Genomic DNA, 14825 nt, shown 5'->3' with positions numbered 1-14825 from the left:
TATTATCTCTGATATTTTATTATGGCTTCAAATAGTGCTCAAGGTATTATCCAATACCTGTCATCATTGCTACGAGAGGCATCGTAATAAGTGACACCAGTGTGGTTAACGTTGCACCTTTAAGAGCTAACGGATAAACTTTTTTATTTAACATCTGAGCTAATAAGGGAGTTCCGGCACCAGCCGGCGTCGCTACCGCAGCCAGCAGGACACCCAGTAATAGCCCATTTGTAATGAATAACTTCATTATTAATATAATGACAAGCGGAATAATGACCATTTTAAAAAAAGTGAATACCCATACTTTTACATCCTTAAAAACAGATTTCCATTCGATGTCTAACAGGAATGAGCCAATCAGTAGCATTGAAACCGGGCCAGTTATTGCGCCCAGCATTTTGATTGGTTGTGCAATGACGTAAGGAATGTGTATATTTGAAATATATAAAATCAAAGCAAGGATACAGGCAATAATCCCTGGGTTGATGACGTTTAACATATTTCTCAAGCTAAGCGCTTCAGCATTTCCACTCTGGTCTTTCATGCAGTAATAGCCATATGAAAAGAATAATAAGTTATATGGGAGTAAAAACACAGTGATATAAATCATGGCTTCAGCGCCATACAATGAATATATCATTGGTATCCCCATCATGGAAATATTGGTAAATGTTGTCATAACAGTAACCACACCATGATATTCTCTTTCATATCGTAAAACTCTTGCCAGTATACGGCTGCAAATAATCAGTAAAATAAGCGCAGTAAATGCAGATGCAAGCACGATGGAAAGTTCTTTTCCGGAAATATGTGGTTGGTCAGTGGTTATCCCGGAAACTATAATGGCTGGCATCGCAAAGTTAAAAACAAGAGATGTGAGTTGGGGAGTGTTTCCTGGTGTAATGACTCCCACTTTACGAGCTATAACGCCAACGCCAATAAGAAGAAAGAAAATGATAAGTTGCTCAAGTGTCGCCATATTAATATCCTTGTCATGGTATATATAATAATTATTAACCCGGAAGCTGTGAATTTTATTTGTTGAACTGTTATAAGTGACTTATTTTATACGGGGTATATCACAACCGCTTAAGTCAGGTTGAGTATAGCAACATATTTATGTGCATTTGAGAGAGCTTTACCGATAGGGTTAATCAGCCTGATTCATAAATCAGGTCAGGGAAAGGGTCTGCGTTCTCTCATTTCAACCACCGGCAACAGAAAACGCGATTGTCAGGGGCGTTTCCTGACAAAAATGTTATTTAGCGGTCATGATGCTGACAGTTTTTTCTCTCTACCCTGTGTCTGAATGTTCCATCTCGCTTGCCTTATGAACACGCATTTTTATCGGGAGAAACCATGAAATTGACTCTTTTAAGTGCAATGCTGATGACGGCGGTAGTCGGTATCACCTCAGCCAATGCAGCAGATTACAAAAAGAACCCATTTACTCTCGTTTATGACGGGGCTATCACCGAGAATGTCGCAGGTAAGGTCAATATCCATCCGGTGAAATATGATCTCCATGGCATTCAAATTGCAGCAAATGTGTATACACCGGCTAACTATGATCCTGCGAAAAAATATCCGGCAATCGTGGTGGCTCACCCTAATGGTGGCGTAAAAGAGCAGGTTGCCGGGTTATATGCCCAACGCCTGGCAGAACACGGATATATTACCATCGCCGCCGATGCTGCTTATCAGGGGGCCAGCGGAGGTCTGCCGCGTAACGTAGACAAGCCCGCAAATCGTATTGAAGATATCCACGGCATGGCTGACTTCATCAGTCAGTATCCCGGTGTTGATAGCACCCGTATTGGCTTGCTGGGGATTTGTGGAGGAGGCGGCTATTCACTTGTTGCCGCTGAGACGGATAAACGCTTCAAATCGATTGCCACCATCAGCATGTTTAATTCAGGTCTTGTGCGGCGTAATGGTTTTCAGAATTCACAGTTGGATACTATCCAGCAGCGGCTCCAGCAGGCTTCTGACGCACGCGCTCAGGAAGCAGCCGGAGGTGAAGTGCTTTACTCCGGTGATGCCAACCTGACTGATGAACAGATCGCTAAATTGCCATTTGCTTTGTACCGACAGGGCTATGAGTATTACAGGAAAACGCACGCACATCCAAATTCAACGTTTAAATACACCACAAGTAGTTTGCTGGATCTGATGAGCTTTGACGTGACAGACCATATCGATCTCATCAATCAACCACTGCTGATGATTGCCGGTACAAAAGCGGATACGTTGTACATGACTGAAGATGCATTCGCTAAAGCCACAGGTACGAAAAACAAAGAACTCTTCCTGATCGATGGCGCTACCCATATTGAGACCTATTGGGTGCCTGAATACGTTGACCAGGCGACGCAAAAATTAGACGTTTTCTTTGATAAGAATATTTAATTAACCTCCGATGCTCTCCAGCAGGCTGGGGAGCATTCGCGCACTCTTCGTCGCTGGGAATAAGGACACAGGTACTGAATTTTCCAATACAGGCTAATGTGAATAATGTCGATGCTTTATATCAGGAAGTTTATATACTCAACAAAGAAACATTGAGCATCAAAAAGCGTCAGCCTCGCCTGTACAAAGAGAAGACCGACGCCTGAATAATGAGAAACAAATTCTGTTCTGATTATAAGAATTTAAACTTTAAAATCTGAACATGATTCATGACTTCGTTGGTTGAGGATATCCCGTGCTGAATCGGCCATTATCATGACTGCGCCAGCCAGCATCAGGGTATCCTTCAACACCAGACGACCGGCACCGGATAAATAAGGAAAACCATGATGAGCATCCCCCAGTGCGGGCACCCAGGCTTCAGGTGTGGTGATTAAAAATGAGAGTGTTACCAGAGGTGTGGCAAATGACATCAGTCCTCCCAATAAACCCAACCACCGGTTAATAGGGTTAGCCAAAACCAGTAGCGCAATCATCACCTCCACGACGCCAAGGCCATTGGAAAAACCATAGGTATTATTGGTAATTTGCCATGCCCGGGCTTCTGGCTTGTATTCGCCTTCGTGAGTCAGATACTGTTTGTAGTCTTCCGGATGTTCATAGAAGAACGACATTAACGGACTGTTCGCGACGAATGGTGTAATGCTGTCTGCCTCGTAAGGGACAAACTTTAATAACCCAATCCACATAAAAACAATCGCAATGCTCAGTCGAATCAATGTCAGGCCAACTTTATCCCCCCGACTTAACAGGTGCAGGTATTTTTCCATTGTAAACATCCTTATTTATACAATACTGCCGTTGCGGTTGAGTTATTATCAATTCGCATTGAGGTGACTTTCCATGATGAAGCATCGTATTTTCTGGCGATATCAGCAATGGCATCCTCCAGAACTGTTGGTGAGGCTGATATTGACGAAACGCTGACATGTTTCAGAACTATTTTGTCATCTGCATTGGTGGAAAAAGCCATAACGCCAGATAATAGCGTTGCAAATAAAACAGTTTTTTTAAACATATAAAATACCATCAATGAAGTGATTAAGAAGTTATAGAATAAGCAAAAGCTAATAAAATGCTTTTCTCTGAGACGCCAGAATATTTGTCCTGGCGTCTGATTTTTGGGTTATTTGACTAATGAAAATAGATCATTGAGCGATTCGCTCATCGACGGGTGAGTAAAAATCTGATCGCGTAATACGCTATAAGGCTGTCCGGCATCCATCACCATTTTCACTATATTGATCATCTCGTGGGAATCAACACACAGCAGTGATGCCCCTAATATGCGTTGGGTTTTATTATCGACAATCGCTTTTAATACCCCACGGGTATCGTTCATCACTCTGGCGCGCGGAATTGCTGTTACAGGTAATGTTGCCACCTGAATATCCGCGCCGCTTTCCCTGGCCTGCTCTTCCGTTATACCAACCCGGGACAGCGGTGGAGTCATGAATACGGAATAAGGCACATTTTTCCGATCGTCTGTGCTACGTTTGCCTTCTCCCAGTAACTCATCGCGCACGATGCGGAAGTCATCCAGTGAAATATAGGTAAACTGTAGCCCGCCGGTAACATCTCCCATCGCCCAAATATTGTCCGCTGTGGTATGTAATTGCTTGTCAACGACAATTGCTCCGCGCTCGTTTACCGCGACACCGGCATTTCCTGGCTTTAACGAAGCAGTAGCCGGTTGACGGCCGGAAGCTATTAACAATGCATTCACCGCCAGTTGGGCGTGCCCGGTATGCACTTGCACTTTATTTTCATCGTGGCTGATTCGCTCCACATGGGCATTGAGGATAATATCGACGCCCTGTTCGCGTAAAATAGTCGCGATATTATCAGCAATATCCCGATCCTCACGAGGCAAAAACAGAGGCGCGGCTTCGAAAATAGTAACCTTACTGCCAAAATTGGCGAACATAGAGGCGAACTCAACGCCAATATATCCCCGCCCAAAATACCTAAATGCTCGGGTAATTCCTTCAGATTCAGTAATCCGGTACTGTCATAGACGCCAGGCGTTGTGGTTATTCCGGGAATTGGCGGAATCACGGTTTGCGCACCGGTATTAATAAAAATTTTCTCGCCACTAATCTCCAGATTTCCCTCAGGTCGATGAATGCGCAGAATATGGTTATCGATAAACTCCGCTTGTCCGTCGATCACGTCGATATTGGTCATATCTGCAAGATTATGGAAATTCTTATCGCGTAATAAACTGACGACCTCATCTTTACGCTGCATGGCACTGGCAAAATCTACGTGCTGTTGTGCATCATGAACCAACGTCTTGGTCGGGATGCAGCCGATATTAATACAAGTCCCGCCATACATTGCGTTCGATTGTTCGATGAGGGCCACACGCCAACCCGCTTTAGCCAGCGTGACGGCTAATGTTTTTCCTGCCTTACCAAAACCAATAATAACTGCCTGATATTTATTCATGATAATTTCCTGTCGAAACGTATTCATTTGACATAATGACTATAGACGTAAAGGCAAAAATAATATTTCTTCACAACGCTTAAAATTTTGTCTTATCGTCTGGTGTTTGTTGTTTTTTAATCAGGCTCACAATATGACGATGATGATTAACTAATTGATGATATTAGATTAATGCTTATATAAGATTGCTGCTATCTGTAATCAATAACTACTCAGGAGTCTGATATGGATGCCCTTAGCCGTTTGTTGATGCTTAACGCTCCACAAGGAACGATCGATAAAAATTGCGAGTTAGGAAGCGACTGGCAGCTTCCACATGGCGCAGGAGAACTGTCGGTTATTCGTTGGCATGCGCTAACACAAGGTGCGGCGAAACTGGAAATACCGACGGGGCAGACCTTTACGTTACGCTCTGGGAGTGTGGTTCTGTTACCACACAATTCAGCGCATCGCCTGAGTCACGTCGAAAATGAATCGACCTGTATTGTCTGCGGCACTCTTCGACTGCAACGTTCGGCGCGTTATTTTTTAACCTCTTTGCCGGAAGTGCTGGTTTTGGCACCGGAAAGCGACAGTGTGGAATTTCACTGGCTGAGGGAAGCGATTCCTTTTTTACAACAGGAATCCAGATCGGCAATGCCGGGAGCGGATGCACTGTGTAGCCAGGTCTGCGCGACACTATTTACACTCGCGGTACGTGAATGGATTGCACAGGCTAATACAGAGAAAAACATTCTCAGTTTGCTACTGCATCCGCGTCTTGGTGCGGTGATCCAGCAAATGCTGGAAATGCCCGGACACGCCTGGACCGTCGAATCACTGGCCAGCATCGCTCACATGTCCAGGGCAAGTTTTGCCCAACTTTTCCGTGATGTTTCCGGAACTACGCCACTGGCTGTATTAACAAAGTTACGCCTACAAATAGCGGCCCAGATGTTTTCCCGGGAAACGCTCCCTGTTGTGGTGATTGCTGAGTCGGTAGGCTATGCCAGTGAATCATCTTTTCACAAGGCTTTTGTCCGGGAGTTTGCTTGTACTCCGGGAGAATATCGGGAAAGAGTCAGACAACTTCAGGAGGTTATCTTGTAAGCTAAGTATGAATAAGATTACCGGGCATAAAAATAGAGTCTGTCATACTTAGCGTAGTGGAGGAAAACAGCAGGATGTTCTGGAGGATATAAAGAACATCCTGGCATTCTGGAGATAAGATTTCTGTTACTTAGCCTTTATTTGTGTTCTGACAAATATAAAAGCATATTATCGCATAAACCAGAAATAAAAGAGGCCAACTTTTAAGCCAAGTATCGCGATGTAGGCACAGCAATATTTCATGGTGCCAGACATTATTTGATTAGCCTGTCCTTCCATTTTCGTGGCTGAAACGGCAATGGCGATACTTTGTGGCGAAATCATTTTTCCTCCCGTTGCACCGGAGGTATTTGCCGCCGCCAGCCAGTTGGGATCGATATGTAACTTACTGGCTGCAATAGTTTGCAGTTTGCCAAACAAAATATTCGAGTTAGTGTCGCTACCAGTGACGAAAGTACCCAGAGCACCAATGACCGGGGCGAGGAAGACATATGAACTTCCTGTGAGGTCGACAATTGACTGTGCCAGCGTAGAAATAATGCCGCTGAGATCCATAACTGTTGCCATAGCGACAATAGCCATAATTGCAATAATAGAATTTTTAAGTTGGAGCACGGTTTTGACAAAAACTTCCAGCATACCGCGTGCTGAAGCCCCCTGAATAAAACCGCCGAGAATAGTCGCAAAGATAATCAGCATTCCTGGCGTCGTGAGCCATTCGATTTTTAACACCAATGTTCCACCATCGACCAGTGAAAAATGCAGTGCTGAAGCTAACTGAGATGCTGCCGCCTTTATCGTTGGGAATAACGGTGAGCACAGCAGAATAAAGATAAAAATGAACAGGTAAATAGAGCCGACCCGAAACAGCACCTTTACTGAGCGTGGTGCCATTTCACGGGTATGGCTGGCTTCAATACGCCACTCGGGATCTACGTCTCTTTTGCGTAAACGGCTGGCAATTGCGACAGTGAAAAGGCTAACCAGGCTGCCAGCAAAAGCGGGTAATTCGGCACCGAGATGTATGGCAACAAAATACTGCGGAACAAGTGTCGCAATGCCACATAGCAGCGTGATAAGGAATACGCCGCGAATTGCTTTCACACCGCCGCCAATAATACCAATAATGACAAAGGGCAGCAGGAGATTAAAAATCGCCAATTGAAGAATAATTGTGCCACCTAAGGTGTAAACCGACAGGTTAACCTGTTCGGCCAGAATCGAAACTGGAATACCCACTGCCCCAAACGCTGTAGGTACGGTATTAGCAACCAGTGAAGCAATTGCGGCTTTCAGTGGGTTGAATCCCAGCGCGATGAGGATACCGATAGGGATTGCGACCGCTGTACCGTAACCGGCGGCAGCTTCAAGAAAACCACCAAAACACCACGAAATAAGGAGTACCTGGATACGCTTATCTTCGCTAATACTGGCGAGAATATCGCGGAGAATATCCAGCGCTTTGGTTGCCTGCATCACGTTATAACTGAATATCGCGCCGAGGATCACAATCACTATCGGCCATAACCCTTTGAGTGCGCCATAACTCACGGAGGCTTTAAGATTTTGTACTGGCATGTCCCAGAACAGGACAGATAAAACAGCAGTGAATGCCAGTGATATCAGAACTGAATAATGGATAGGCATCTTCAGTTTCAGAATCAGAAATACCATAAGGAGCAAAGGTGAGAGTGCTATAGCAAACATTAAATATCCGTGCATTTCTATTTCCAACTATATTGCTTGACCTTGTTTATATATTTTTCCGAAGAAGGCTATCTCATTGTAAAAATAAAAAATGCAAACTGAATCGCTTCAGTAAAATAAAATTATGGCTGTTGATGATTGTATGTTTATTGTTGATTACTCGACGTATAAAACAATGAGTGTATATTTTCACAGCCCCAAAATGAGTAGCTCAAAATAGGTATAAGAGTTCATGGTTATGAACTTTATGGCCTTCTTAAATCAAATTCATGATCCCGTGTTGATAGTGTGTGTCATTATAAAAATGTGAGCAGTGCCGAAAGAAATAAAATTAGTTATTGCATCCCGGTATTGAATGACGGATTATCTGTTTTGTCATACAAATGAGTTTGAAATTGTATTTTGCTACCTGATTAAAAAAGAGCCCCTATTTTTGTTGATGATTGATAACCCATAAGGGGTGGTTGCCATCGGGCATAAACAGAAATGAAGTAATGGAGTATTGGTTGTGAATGTAAATTTCTTTGTTACCTGTATTGGTGATGCACTGAAATCAAGGATGGCACGAGACTCCGTGTTGCTACTGGAAAAGCTCGGCTGTCACGTCAATTTCCCGGAGAAACAGGGATGCTGCGGTCAGCCAGCGATCAATAGTGGTTATATCAAAGAAGCGATTCCAGGGATGAAAAATCTGATCGCCGCACTGGAGGAAAACGACGATCCCATTATTTCTCCTGCCGGTTCCTGCACCTATGCCGTAAAAAGTTACCCGACCTATCTGGCTGAGGAGCCTGAATGGGCATTACGTGCCGAAAAGGTCGCTGCGCGTATGCAGGATCTCACCTCTTTTATTGTTAATAAATTAGGGGTAGTTGATGTAGGAGCCAGCTTGCAAGGGAGGGCTGTGTATCACCCGTCTTGCAGTCTGGCCCGTAAGTTGGGGGTGAAGGATGAGCCACTTACGCTCCTGAAAAATGTGCGCGGGCTGGAGTTGTTGCCCTTTGCCGAACAGGACACCTGCTGCGGATTTGGCGGCACATTCTCGGTCAAAATGGCCGAAATATCCGGCGAGATGGTGAAAGAAAAGGTTTCACATCTGATGGAGGTTCGTCCTGAGTATCTCATTGGTGCTGACGTGAGTTGCCTGCTGAACATTAGTGGGCGGTTACAACGGGAAGGGCAGAAAGTCAAAGTGATGCATATTGCTGAAGTGCTGATGAGTCGCTGAGGATATAAAGATGTCGATCAAAACCAGTAATACAGAATTTAAAACACGCATCCGTCAGCAAATTGAAGATCCGATCATGCGCAAAGCGGTGGCAAACGCGCAGCAGCGTATTGGTGCAAATCGGCAAAAAATGGTTGATGAATTAGGGCACTGGGAGGAGTGGCGTGATCGTGCCGCCCAGATTCGTGATCATGTTCTGAGTAATCTTGACGCTTATCTGTACCAGCTCTCAGAAAAAGTGACGCAAAACGGCGGCCACGTCTATTTCGCAAAAACCAAAGAAGACGCTACCCGCTATATTTTACAGGTTGCCCAACGTAAAAACGCGCGGAAGGTGGTGAAGTCCAAATCAATGGTGACCGAAGAGATTGGTGTCAACCATGTGTTGCAGGATGCGGGCATTCAGGTGATTGAAACTGATTTGGGTGAATATATTCTCCAGTTGGATCAAGATCCGCCATCTCATGTCGTGGTTCCGGCTATCCATAAAGATCGCCACCAGATCCGCCGGGTGCTACATGAATGCCTGGGCTATGACGGCCCGGAAACGCCTGAAGCAATGACCTTATTCATCCGGCAAAAAATCCGCGAAGATTTCCTCAGTGCTGAAATCGGTATTACCGGCTGTAATTTCGCGGTGGCAGAGACGGGTTCGGTATGCCTGGTGACCAATGAAGGCAATGCGCGGATGTGTACCACGTTACCTAAAACGCACATTGCGGTAATGGGGATGGAGCGTATTGCCCCCACTTTTGCCGAGGTTGATGTATTGATTACCATGCTGGCGCGCAGTGCTGTTGGCGCGCGTTTGACGGGATACAACACCTGGCTGACAGGGCCGCGCGAAGCCGGACACGTTGATGGCCCTGAAGAGTTTCATCTGGTTATTGTCGACAACGGGCGCTCTGAGGTGCTGGCCTCTGAATTTCGGGATGTGCTGCGTTGTATTCGCTGCGGGGCCTGTATGAATACTTGTCCGGCATATCGCCATATTGGCGGCCACGGATATGGTTCTATTTACCCAGGGCCAATCGGCGCAGTGATTTCGCCACTGCTTGGCGGCTATAAAGATTTTAAAGATCTCCCCTACGCCTGTTCTTTATGTACAGCCTGTGACAGCGTTTGTCCGGTACGTATTCCTCTGTCGAAACTGATTTTGCGTCATCGTCGGGTGATGGCTGAAAAAGGGATCACAGCAAAAGCAGAGCAACGAGCGATAAAAATGTTCGCTTATGCCAATAGTCATCCGGGATTGTGGAAAGTCGGAATGATGGCAGGCGCTCATGCGGCGAGCTGGTTTATCAATGGCGGCAAAACACCGCTCAGGATTGGCGCGATTAGTGACTGGATGGAAGCACGCGATCTTCCTGAAGCTGACGGCGAGAGTTTCCGTAGCTGGTTTAAGAAACATCAGGCGCAGGAGAAAAAGAATGGATAATCGTAGCGAATTTTTGAACAACATTGCTCAGGCTCTGGGGCGCCCGTTGCGACTCGAACCGCAAGCAGAAGATGTGCCGCTTAACAACTATGCTAACGAGCGGCTTACTGAACTTAATCAGCAGCAGCGCTGTGATGCGTTCATCCAGTTTGCCAGCGATGTCATGTTGACGCGTTGTGAACTGACCAGCGAGGCGCAGGCTGCAGAAGCCGCATTACGCCTGTGTAAAGAGTTGGGAGATCAGTCTGTTGTGATTAGCGGTGACTCGCGACTGGAGGAACTGGGGATCAGCGAACGTTTACAGCAGGAATGTAATGCCATTGTTTGGGACCCGGCGAAAGGTGTAGAGAATATCTCTCAGGCGGAGCAGGCGAAAGTTGGCGTTGTGTATGCTGAATATGGCTTAACAGAGTCGGGAGGCGTGGTACTTTTTTCCGCTGCCGAGCGCGGGCGTTCGTTGAGCCTGCTACCGGAGTCCTCTATTTTTATTCTGCGTAAAAGCACCATCTTGCCGCGAGTGGCACAACTTGCAGAAAAATTGCATCAGAAAGCGCAGGCCGGTGAACGTATGCCATCCTGCATTAACATCATCAGTGGCCCCAGTTCAACAGCGGACATTGAGCTTATCAAAGTCGTTGGAGTTCATGGCCCGGTGAAAGCGGTATACCTGATTATTGAGGATTGCTGAGAGAAATATTGATAGCCATTCTGCTATTCAGTAGCAAGAAAGACAGCGACTATACCGCTATTACCGATTTACACAGTGGGACACAAGTCTGCGCCATGTCCTGTATATGGCGCACTTTCTTATACCTTTAGCGCATCATCACCGTTGTAGATAATCGTGTATCCTCTCGCAGAGGTTATATCTATACAGCGAAGCCATTAGTTTAGACTGATGGTCTGCCAGACAGTGAATAATAAAAACATAAAAAGAAACATTGATGCCCAAAATCACCACCGGGTCGAAACCATTGTTCAATAAGTTTATTCTTATTTGAGGTAATTGTAATTACATATTCGAATTGGGGTCTTATTCATGCAAGGCGTGTGGGGTTAATGCGTCAGAATTATTGTAACTGCATGTTAATTAAGGTTTAATTGTCTGTGTGTGATATTTTATTGGATGTTTTAAATATTATTCATTCTTAATCTCTTATTAATATTTCAATATAAGCTGAATGGATTCAGCCTTAAAGTTGATGCTATGAAAGTATGTGCATAGTATGAATAATTTGTGTGTTTAAGACACATCTTTACTCATTTTGTAATCGGATGTTGACGCCATGTTCATATCAGTTGGGATATTTTAAGTTGATTTGGATTGTTAAATTCATATAATGCGCCTTCGCTCGTGAATGAAGGTCAGTACTTAGTGGTAAATTATAAATATAGAAATAGTCGAACTGCTTCTATAGTACCCCAAATGCGTGACTGAGATTGTTGGCTTTTAATATTAAACTTGCGTTATTATCTACTGAGATTCACTTGTGATTACATTTCTGAGGTATTTAGCGTAAACATTATTGAGCAAACATTAGAGGTAACGATAAACTGATTGATAGTGATGTTTGTTGTTATCGATACGGCATTGTTGATGTTTATGGTTACCCCTTATGCGTGCTCGGGAATCCACCAGTAGTAACTCATACTGAACAGCGATAAAAGATAAAAGGTGTGTTCATGGATTCATGTGATTTTCGTGTTTTTCTGCAAGAGTTCGGTACAACGGTTCATTTGTCATTGCCCGGTAACGTATCCGAGAAAGAGCGACTGCTACTCAAGCTGCTGATGCAGGGGATGTCGGTTACAGAAATATCACAATATAGAAATCGCAGCGCAAAGACAATTTCACATCAAAAGAAACAGCTCTTTGAGAAACTGGGGATCCAAAGCGATATTACTTTCTGGCGCGATATTTTCTTCCAGTACAATCCGGAGATCATATCCGCCAGTGGTAATAACAGTCACAGATATATCTCTGACAACCACTATCACCATATTGTCACACCTGAGGCAATCAGTCTGGCGCTGGAAAACCATGAATTCAAACCGTGGATCCAACCTGTTTTCTGCGCACAGACAGGGGTACTGACTGGCTGTGAAGTGCTGGTTCGCTGGGAGCATCCGCAAACGGGAATTATTCCTCCGGATCAGTTTATTCCTCTGGCGGAATCATCCGGCTTGATTGTGATAATGACCCGTCAGTTGATGAAACAAACCGCGGATATTCTGGCACCAGTAAAACATTTGCTGCCAGATAATTTCCATATTGGTATTAACGTGTCCGCGGGTTGTTTCCTGGCATCCGGGTTTGAAAAGGAGTGTCTGAACCTGGTTAAGAAATTAGGCAACGATAAAATCAAACTGGTTCTCGAGTTGACGGAACGTAACCCAATTCCGGTAACGCCAGAAGCCAGAGCGATTTTTGACAGCCTGCATCGCCATAACATCACATTTGCTCTGGACGATTTTGGTACTGGTTATGCGACCTATCGTTACTTGCAGGCGTTCCCGGTCGATTTTATTAAGATCGATAAGTCGTTTGTGCAAATGGCCAGTGTGGACGAAATCTCCGGCCATATTGTGGATAATATTGTCGAACTGGCACGTAAGCCTGGTCTTAATATTGTGGCGGAAGGGGTTGAAACTCAGGAGCAGGCGGATTTAATGATCGGCAAAGGCGTTCACTTTTTGCAGGGCTATTTGTTCTCCCCGCCAGTACCGGGTGATAAATTTATCTCTGAATGGGTAATGAAAGCGGGTGGTTGATATAAGCCGCAGTTCAGAGTGCATCGGGAGAGTGCCGGGTATTAATTCTCCCGATGCAGTAAATCCTGATAGATCCTTGTTAATATGCCATTTGGCGCAAATTGTTTTTTAATCCACTGCGTCACCTGACCCGTTGCGGAGTGCTGGGTTGCCAGTAACATGCGCGAATCCTGGCGCGGGTTATGAATTTGGCGGGTAACCAGCAGTGATTGCGCCATCGCTTCGCGAACCATGTAATCCGGCAAAAAACCAATCCCTTCGCCCAGAATCTGGCACTGACATTTGGTGTTGAAATCTGGCACCAGAATCGATTCCTGACCGTGTAGCAACCAGCCCACTTTTTTATTAATCGTATGTGCGGTGTCTTCCACCATGATATTGGGATAGAGACGTAACTGACTTTCAGCGATTGGCTCCGGCATGAAGGCTAACGGATGAGCCGGGGCGATGGCAAAGGCCCAGCGAATCGCACCAATCTCGGTGTAATCAATACCGCCACCGTCCAGTAGCGTATCGGGCGCGCCAATGGCGATATTCGCCTGGTTATTGATAATCGCGTCCCAGACACCGTTATACACTTCGGTGGTGACGGTAATCTGGCAGGTGGGAAATTGCTTTTTCAGTACCTGCAATAAGCGTGCGGTGTGTTTGGGTGTATAAAGTAGCTGATTAATACAAATGCGTACCCGCGCTTCTATGCCTTGCGAAATAGTATCGATACTGCGTTTAATAGCGTGAAAATCATTCAGCAGGTCGGTGGCCTTGCGGAAAAAATAGCGCCCGGATTCCGTTAGCTCAATGCTGCGGGTGTTGCGGGTAAACAGCACCACATCTAACCCCGTTTCCATTCGCTTGATGGTGTAGCTAATGGCGGAAGTCGTTAAACCCAACTCTTCTGCGGCTTTACTGAAGCTGCCAAAACGTGCAGCGGTAGTAAACGCCAGCAGATTTTCTTCGGTAAAAATTGAGTTCATTAAACCATTCCCGCCATTTTCTAATATGAATTTCTCCAGCCATGACTGTAGAGGTATCTATTAAAGATAGATAATCATTTTTGAATAACTTTTAACACCCGCCGCTTTTGGTTGTCGCTTCGCTTAATTTTTGTCCGCTATATTCTGAAATTATCCCCACGCAATTACCCGCCAGAAAACCCAGTAGCGTTACTGTCCAGTTCATCCCGCTGGCAAAAAACAGCGTCATGCCAAGAAATCCACCGGGAATGAATGACAGTAACCAGAAACGCCCTTGCCAGACCACCACCGCCGAGAAGGGAATGGTGGTAATCACGCTTGCCCAGAATCCGGAAAGCCCACTCATAGAGGCCAGCCAGCCGGAAGCCAGTGCAGCGAAAAATGCCCACACCATCCCGGAATAATTGACCGCCAGACTCTTGATAAACCCCGATTTACCGCCACCTGCGGCATAAAAACTGCAAAAGGCGACGAAGCCTGTTGTTCCTAATAAATCCCATCCTTGAGAAAGCCCGACATGTGAAGACACTAACTGCCAAAGCCCTGCACAAATACCGACGGTAATACCCGTTGCAGTGAGTCCGTTCATCTTGTTCTCCTCTGGTTAGACGTGGACGGAAGCTGTTAATACATATGCAGACTATAGAGAAATAAAACCTGATTGAGTGAAAGGGTATGGGGAGAAAAAGATAAATAT

The 14825-nt window shown here is 45.3% G+C and carries 12 protein-coding genes and 1 pseudogene; 6 read left to right on the top strand and 7 right to left on the bottom strand.

Going from position 1 to position 14825, the window contains the following annotated elements:
* Window positions 1-46 precede the first annotated feature (46 nt).
* A complete protein-coding gene (locus ESM_RS0106925; RefSeq protein ID WP_000212231.1) occupies window positions 47-979 on the bottom strand; it encodes an AEC family transporter in 933 nt (310 codons plus the stop codon).
* Between the two features lie 404 nt (window positions 980-1383).
* Between ESM_RS0106925 and ESM_RS0106920 the strand changes: the two genes are divergently transcribed.
* Window positions 1384-2409 (top strand): alpha/beta hydrolase, encoded by a 1026-nt coding sequence (locus ESM_RS0106920; protein WP_374189522.1) that lies wholly within the window; start codon window positions 1384-1386, stop codon window positions 2407-2409.
* Between the two features lie 242 nt (window positions 2410-2651).
* On the opposite strand, the gene rclC is transcribed toward ESM_RS0106920, so the two are convergent.
* From rclC to rclA, 3 genes and pseudogenes are all read right to left on the bottom strand, one after another.
* Window positions 2652-3239 (bottom strand): reactive chlorine resistance membrane protein RclC, encoded by a 588-nt coding sequence (gene rclC, locus ESM_RS0106915; RefSeq protein ID WP_010377104.1) that lies wholly within the window; start codon window positions 3237-3239, stop codon window positions 2652-2654.
* Window positions 3240-3250: 11 nt separating this feature from the next.
* On the bottom strand, window positions 3251-3487 hold the full coding sequence (rclB, locus tag ESM_RS0106910) for a reactive chlorine resistance periplasmic protein RclB (protein WP_000475158.1): 237 nt from the start codon (window positions 3485-3487) through the stop codon (window positions 3251-3253).
* A 108-nt stretch (window positions 3488-3595) separates the two neighbouring features.
* Window positions 3596-4920, bottom strand: a pseudogene (gene rclA, locus ESM_RS01000000124235) (reactive chlorine resistance oxidoreductase RclA).
* A 225-nt stretch (window positions 4921-5145) separates the two neighbouring features.
* Between rclA and rclR the strand changes: the two are divergent.
* Window positions 5146-6009 (top strand): reactive chlorine-specific transcriptional regulator RclR, encoded by an 864-nt coding sequence (rclR, locus tag ESM_RS0106900; RefSeq protein WP_000339576.1) that lies wholly within the window; start codon window positions 5146-5148, stop codon window positions 6007-6009.
* Window positions 6010-6177: 168 nt separating this feature from the next.
* Here rclR and ESM_RS0106895 read toward each other — a convergent pair whose 3' ends face one another.
* Window positions 6178-7731, bottom strand: a complete 1554-nt coding sequence (locus tag ESM_RS0106895; protein ID WP_024191840.1) for an L-lactate permease — start codon at window positions 7729-7731, stop codon at window positions 6178-6180.
* 493 nt (window positions 7732-8224) lie between these two features.
* Between ESM_RS0106895 and ESM_RS0106890 the strand changes: the two genes are divergently transcribed.
* From ESM_RS0106890 to pdeL, 4 genes are all read left to right on the top strand, one after another.
* On the top strand, window positions 8225-8944 hold the full coding sequence (locus ESM_RS0106890) for a (Fe-S)-binding protein (protein ID WP_001102096.1): 720 nt from the start codon (window positions 8225-8227) through the stop codon (window positions 8942-8944).
* A 10-nt stretch (window positions 8945-8954) separates the two neighbouring features.
* Entirely contained in the window at window positions 8955-10382 is a 1428-nt protein-coding gene (locus tag ESM_RS0106885) for a LutB/LldF family L-lactate oxidation iron-sulfur protein (RefSeq protein WP_000023937.1), read from the top strand.
* On the top strand, window positions 10375-11070 hold the full coding sequence (locus ESM_RS0106880; protein WP_000370394.1) for a LutC/YkgG family protein: 696 nt from the start codon (window positions 10375-10377) through the stop codon (window positions 11068-11070). The genes ESM_RS0106885 and ESM_RS0106880 overlap by 8 nt, the downstream gene beginning before the upstream one ends.
* 995 nt (window positions 11071-12065) lie before the next feature.
* Window positions 12066-13154 (top strand): DNA-binding transcriptional activator/c-di-GMP phosphodiesterase PdeL, encoded by a 1089-nt coding sequence (gene pdeL, locus ESM_RS0106875; RefSeq protein WP_010377096.1) that lies wholly within the window; start codon window positions 12066-12068, stop codon window positions 13152-13154.
* 41 nt (window positions 13155-13195) lie between these two features.
* Here the strand turns inward: pdeL and ESM_RS0106870 are convergent, their stop codons facing one another.
* Together ESM_RS0106870 and ESM_RS0106865 are read right to left on the bottom strand one after the other, a co-directional pair.
* On the bottom strand, window positions 13196-14128 hold the full coding sequence (locus ESM_RS0106870) for a LysR substrate-binding domain-containing protein (RefSeq protein ID WP_001084382.1): 933 nt from the start codon (window positions 14126-14128) through the stop codon (window positions 13196-13198).
* A 91-nt stretch (window positions 14129-14219) separates the two neighbouring features.
* Window positions 14220-14717 (bottom strand): DUF1097 domain-containing protein, encoded by a 498-nt coding sequence (locus ESM_RS0106865; RefSeq protein WP_001013855.1) that lies wholly within the window; start codon window positions 14715-14717, stop codon window positions 14220-14222.
* Window positions 14718-14825: the final 108 nt, after the last annotated feature.

This window comes from Escherichia sp. TW09308, assembly GCF_000208565.1.
Lineage (GTDB): Bacteria > Pseudomonadota > Gammaproteobacteria > Enterobacterales > Enterobacteriaceae > Escherichia > Escherichia marmotae.
Note: the sequence above shows the minus strand (reverse complement) of the source record. Positions and strands in the feature narration are given on the sequence as shown.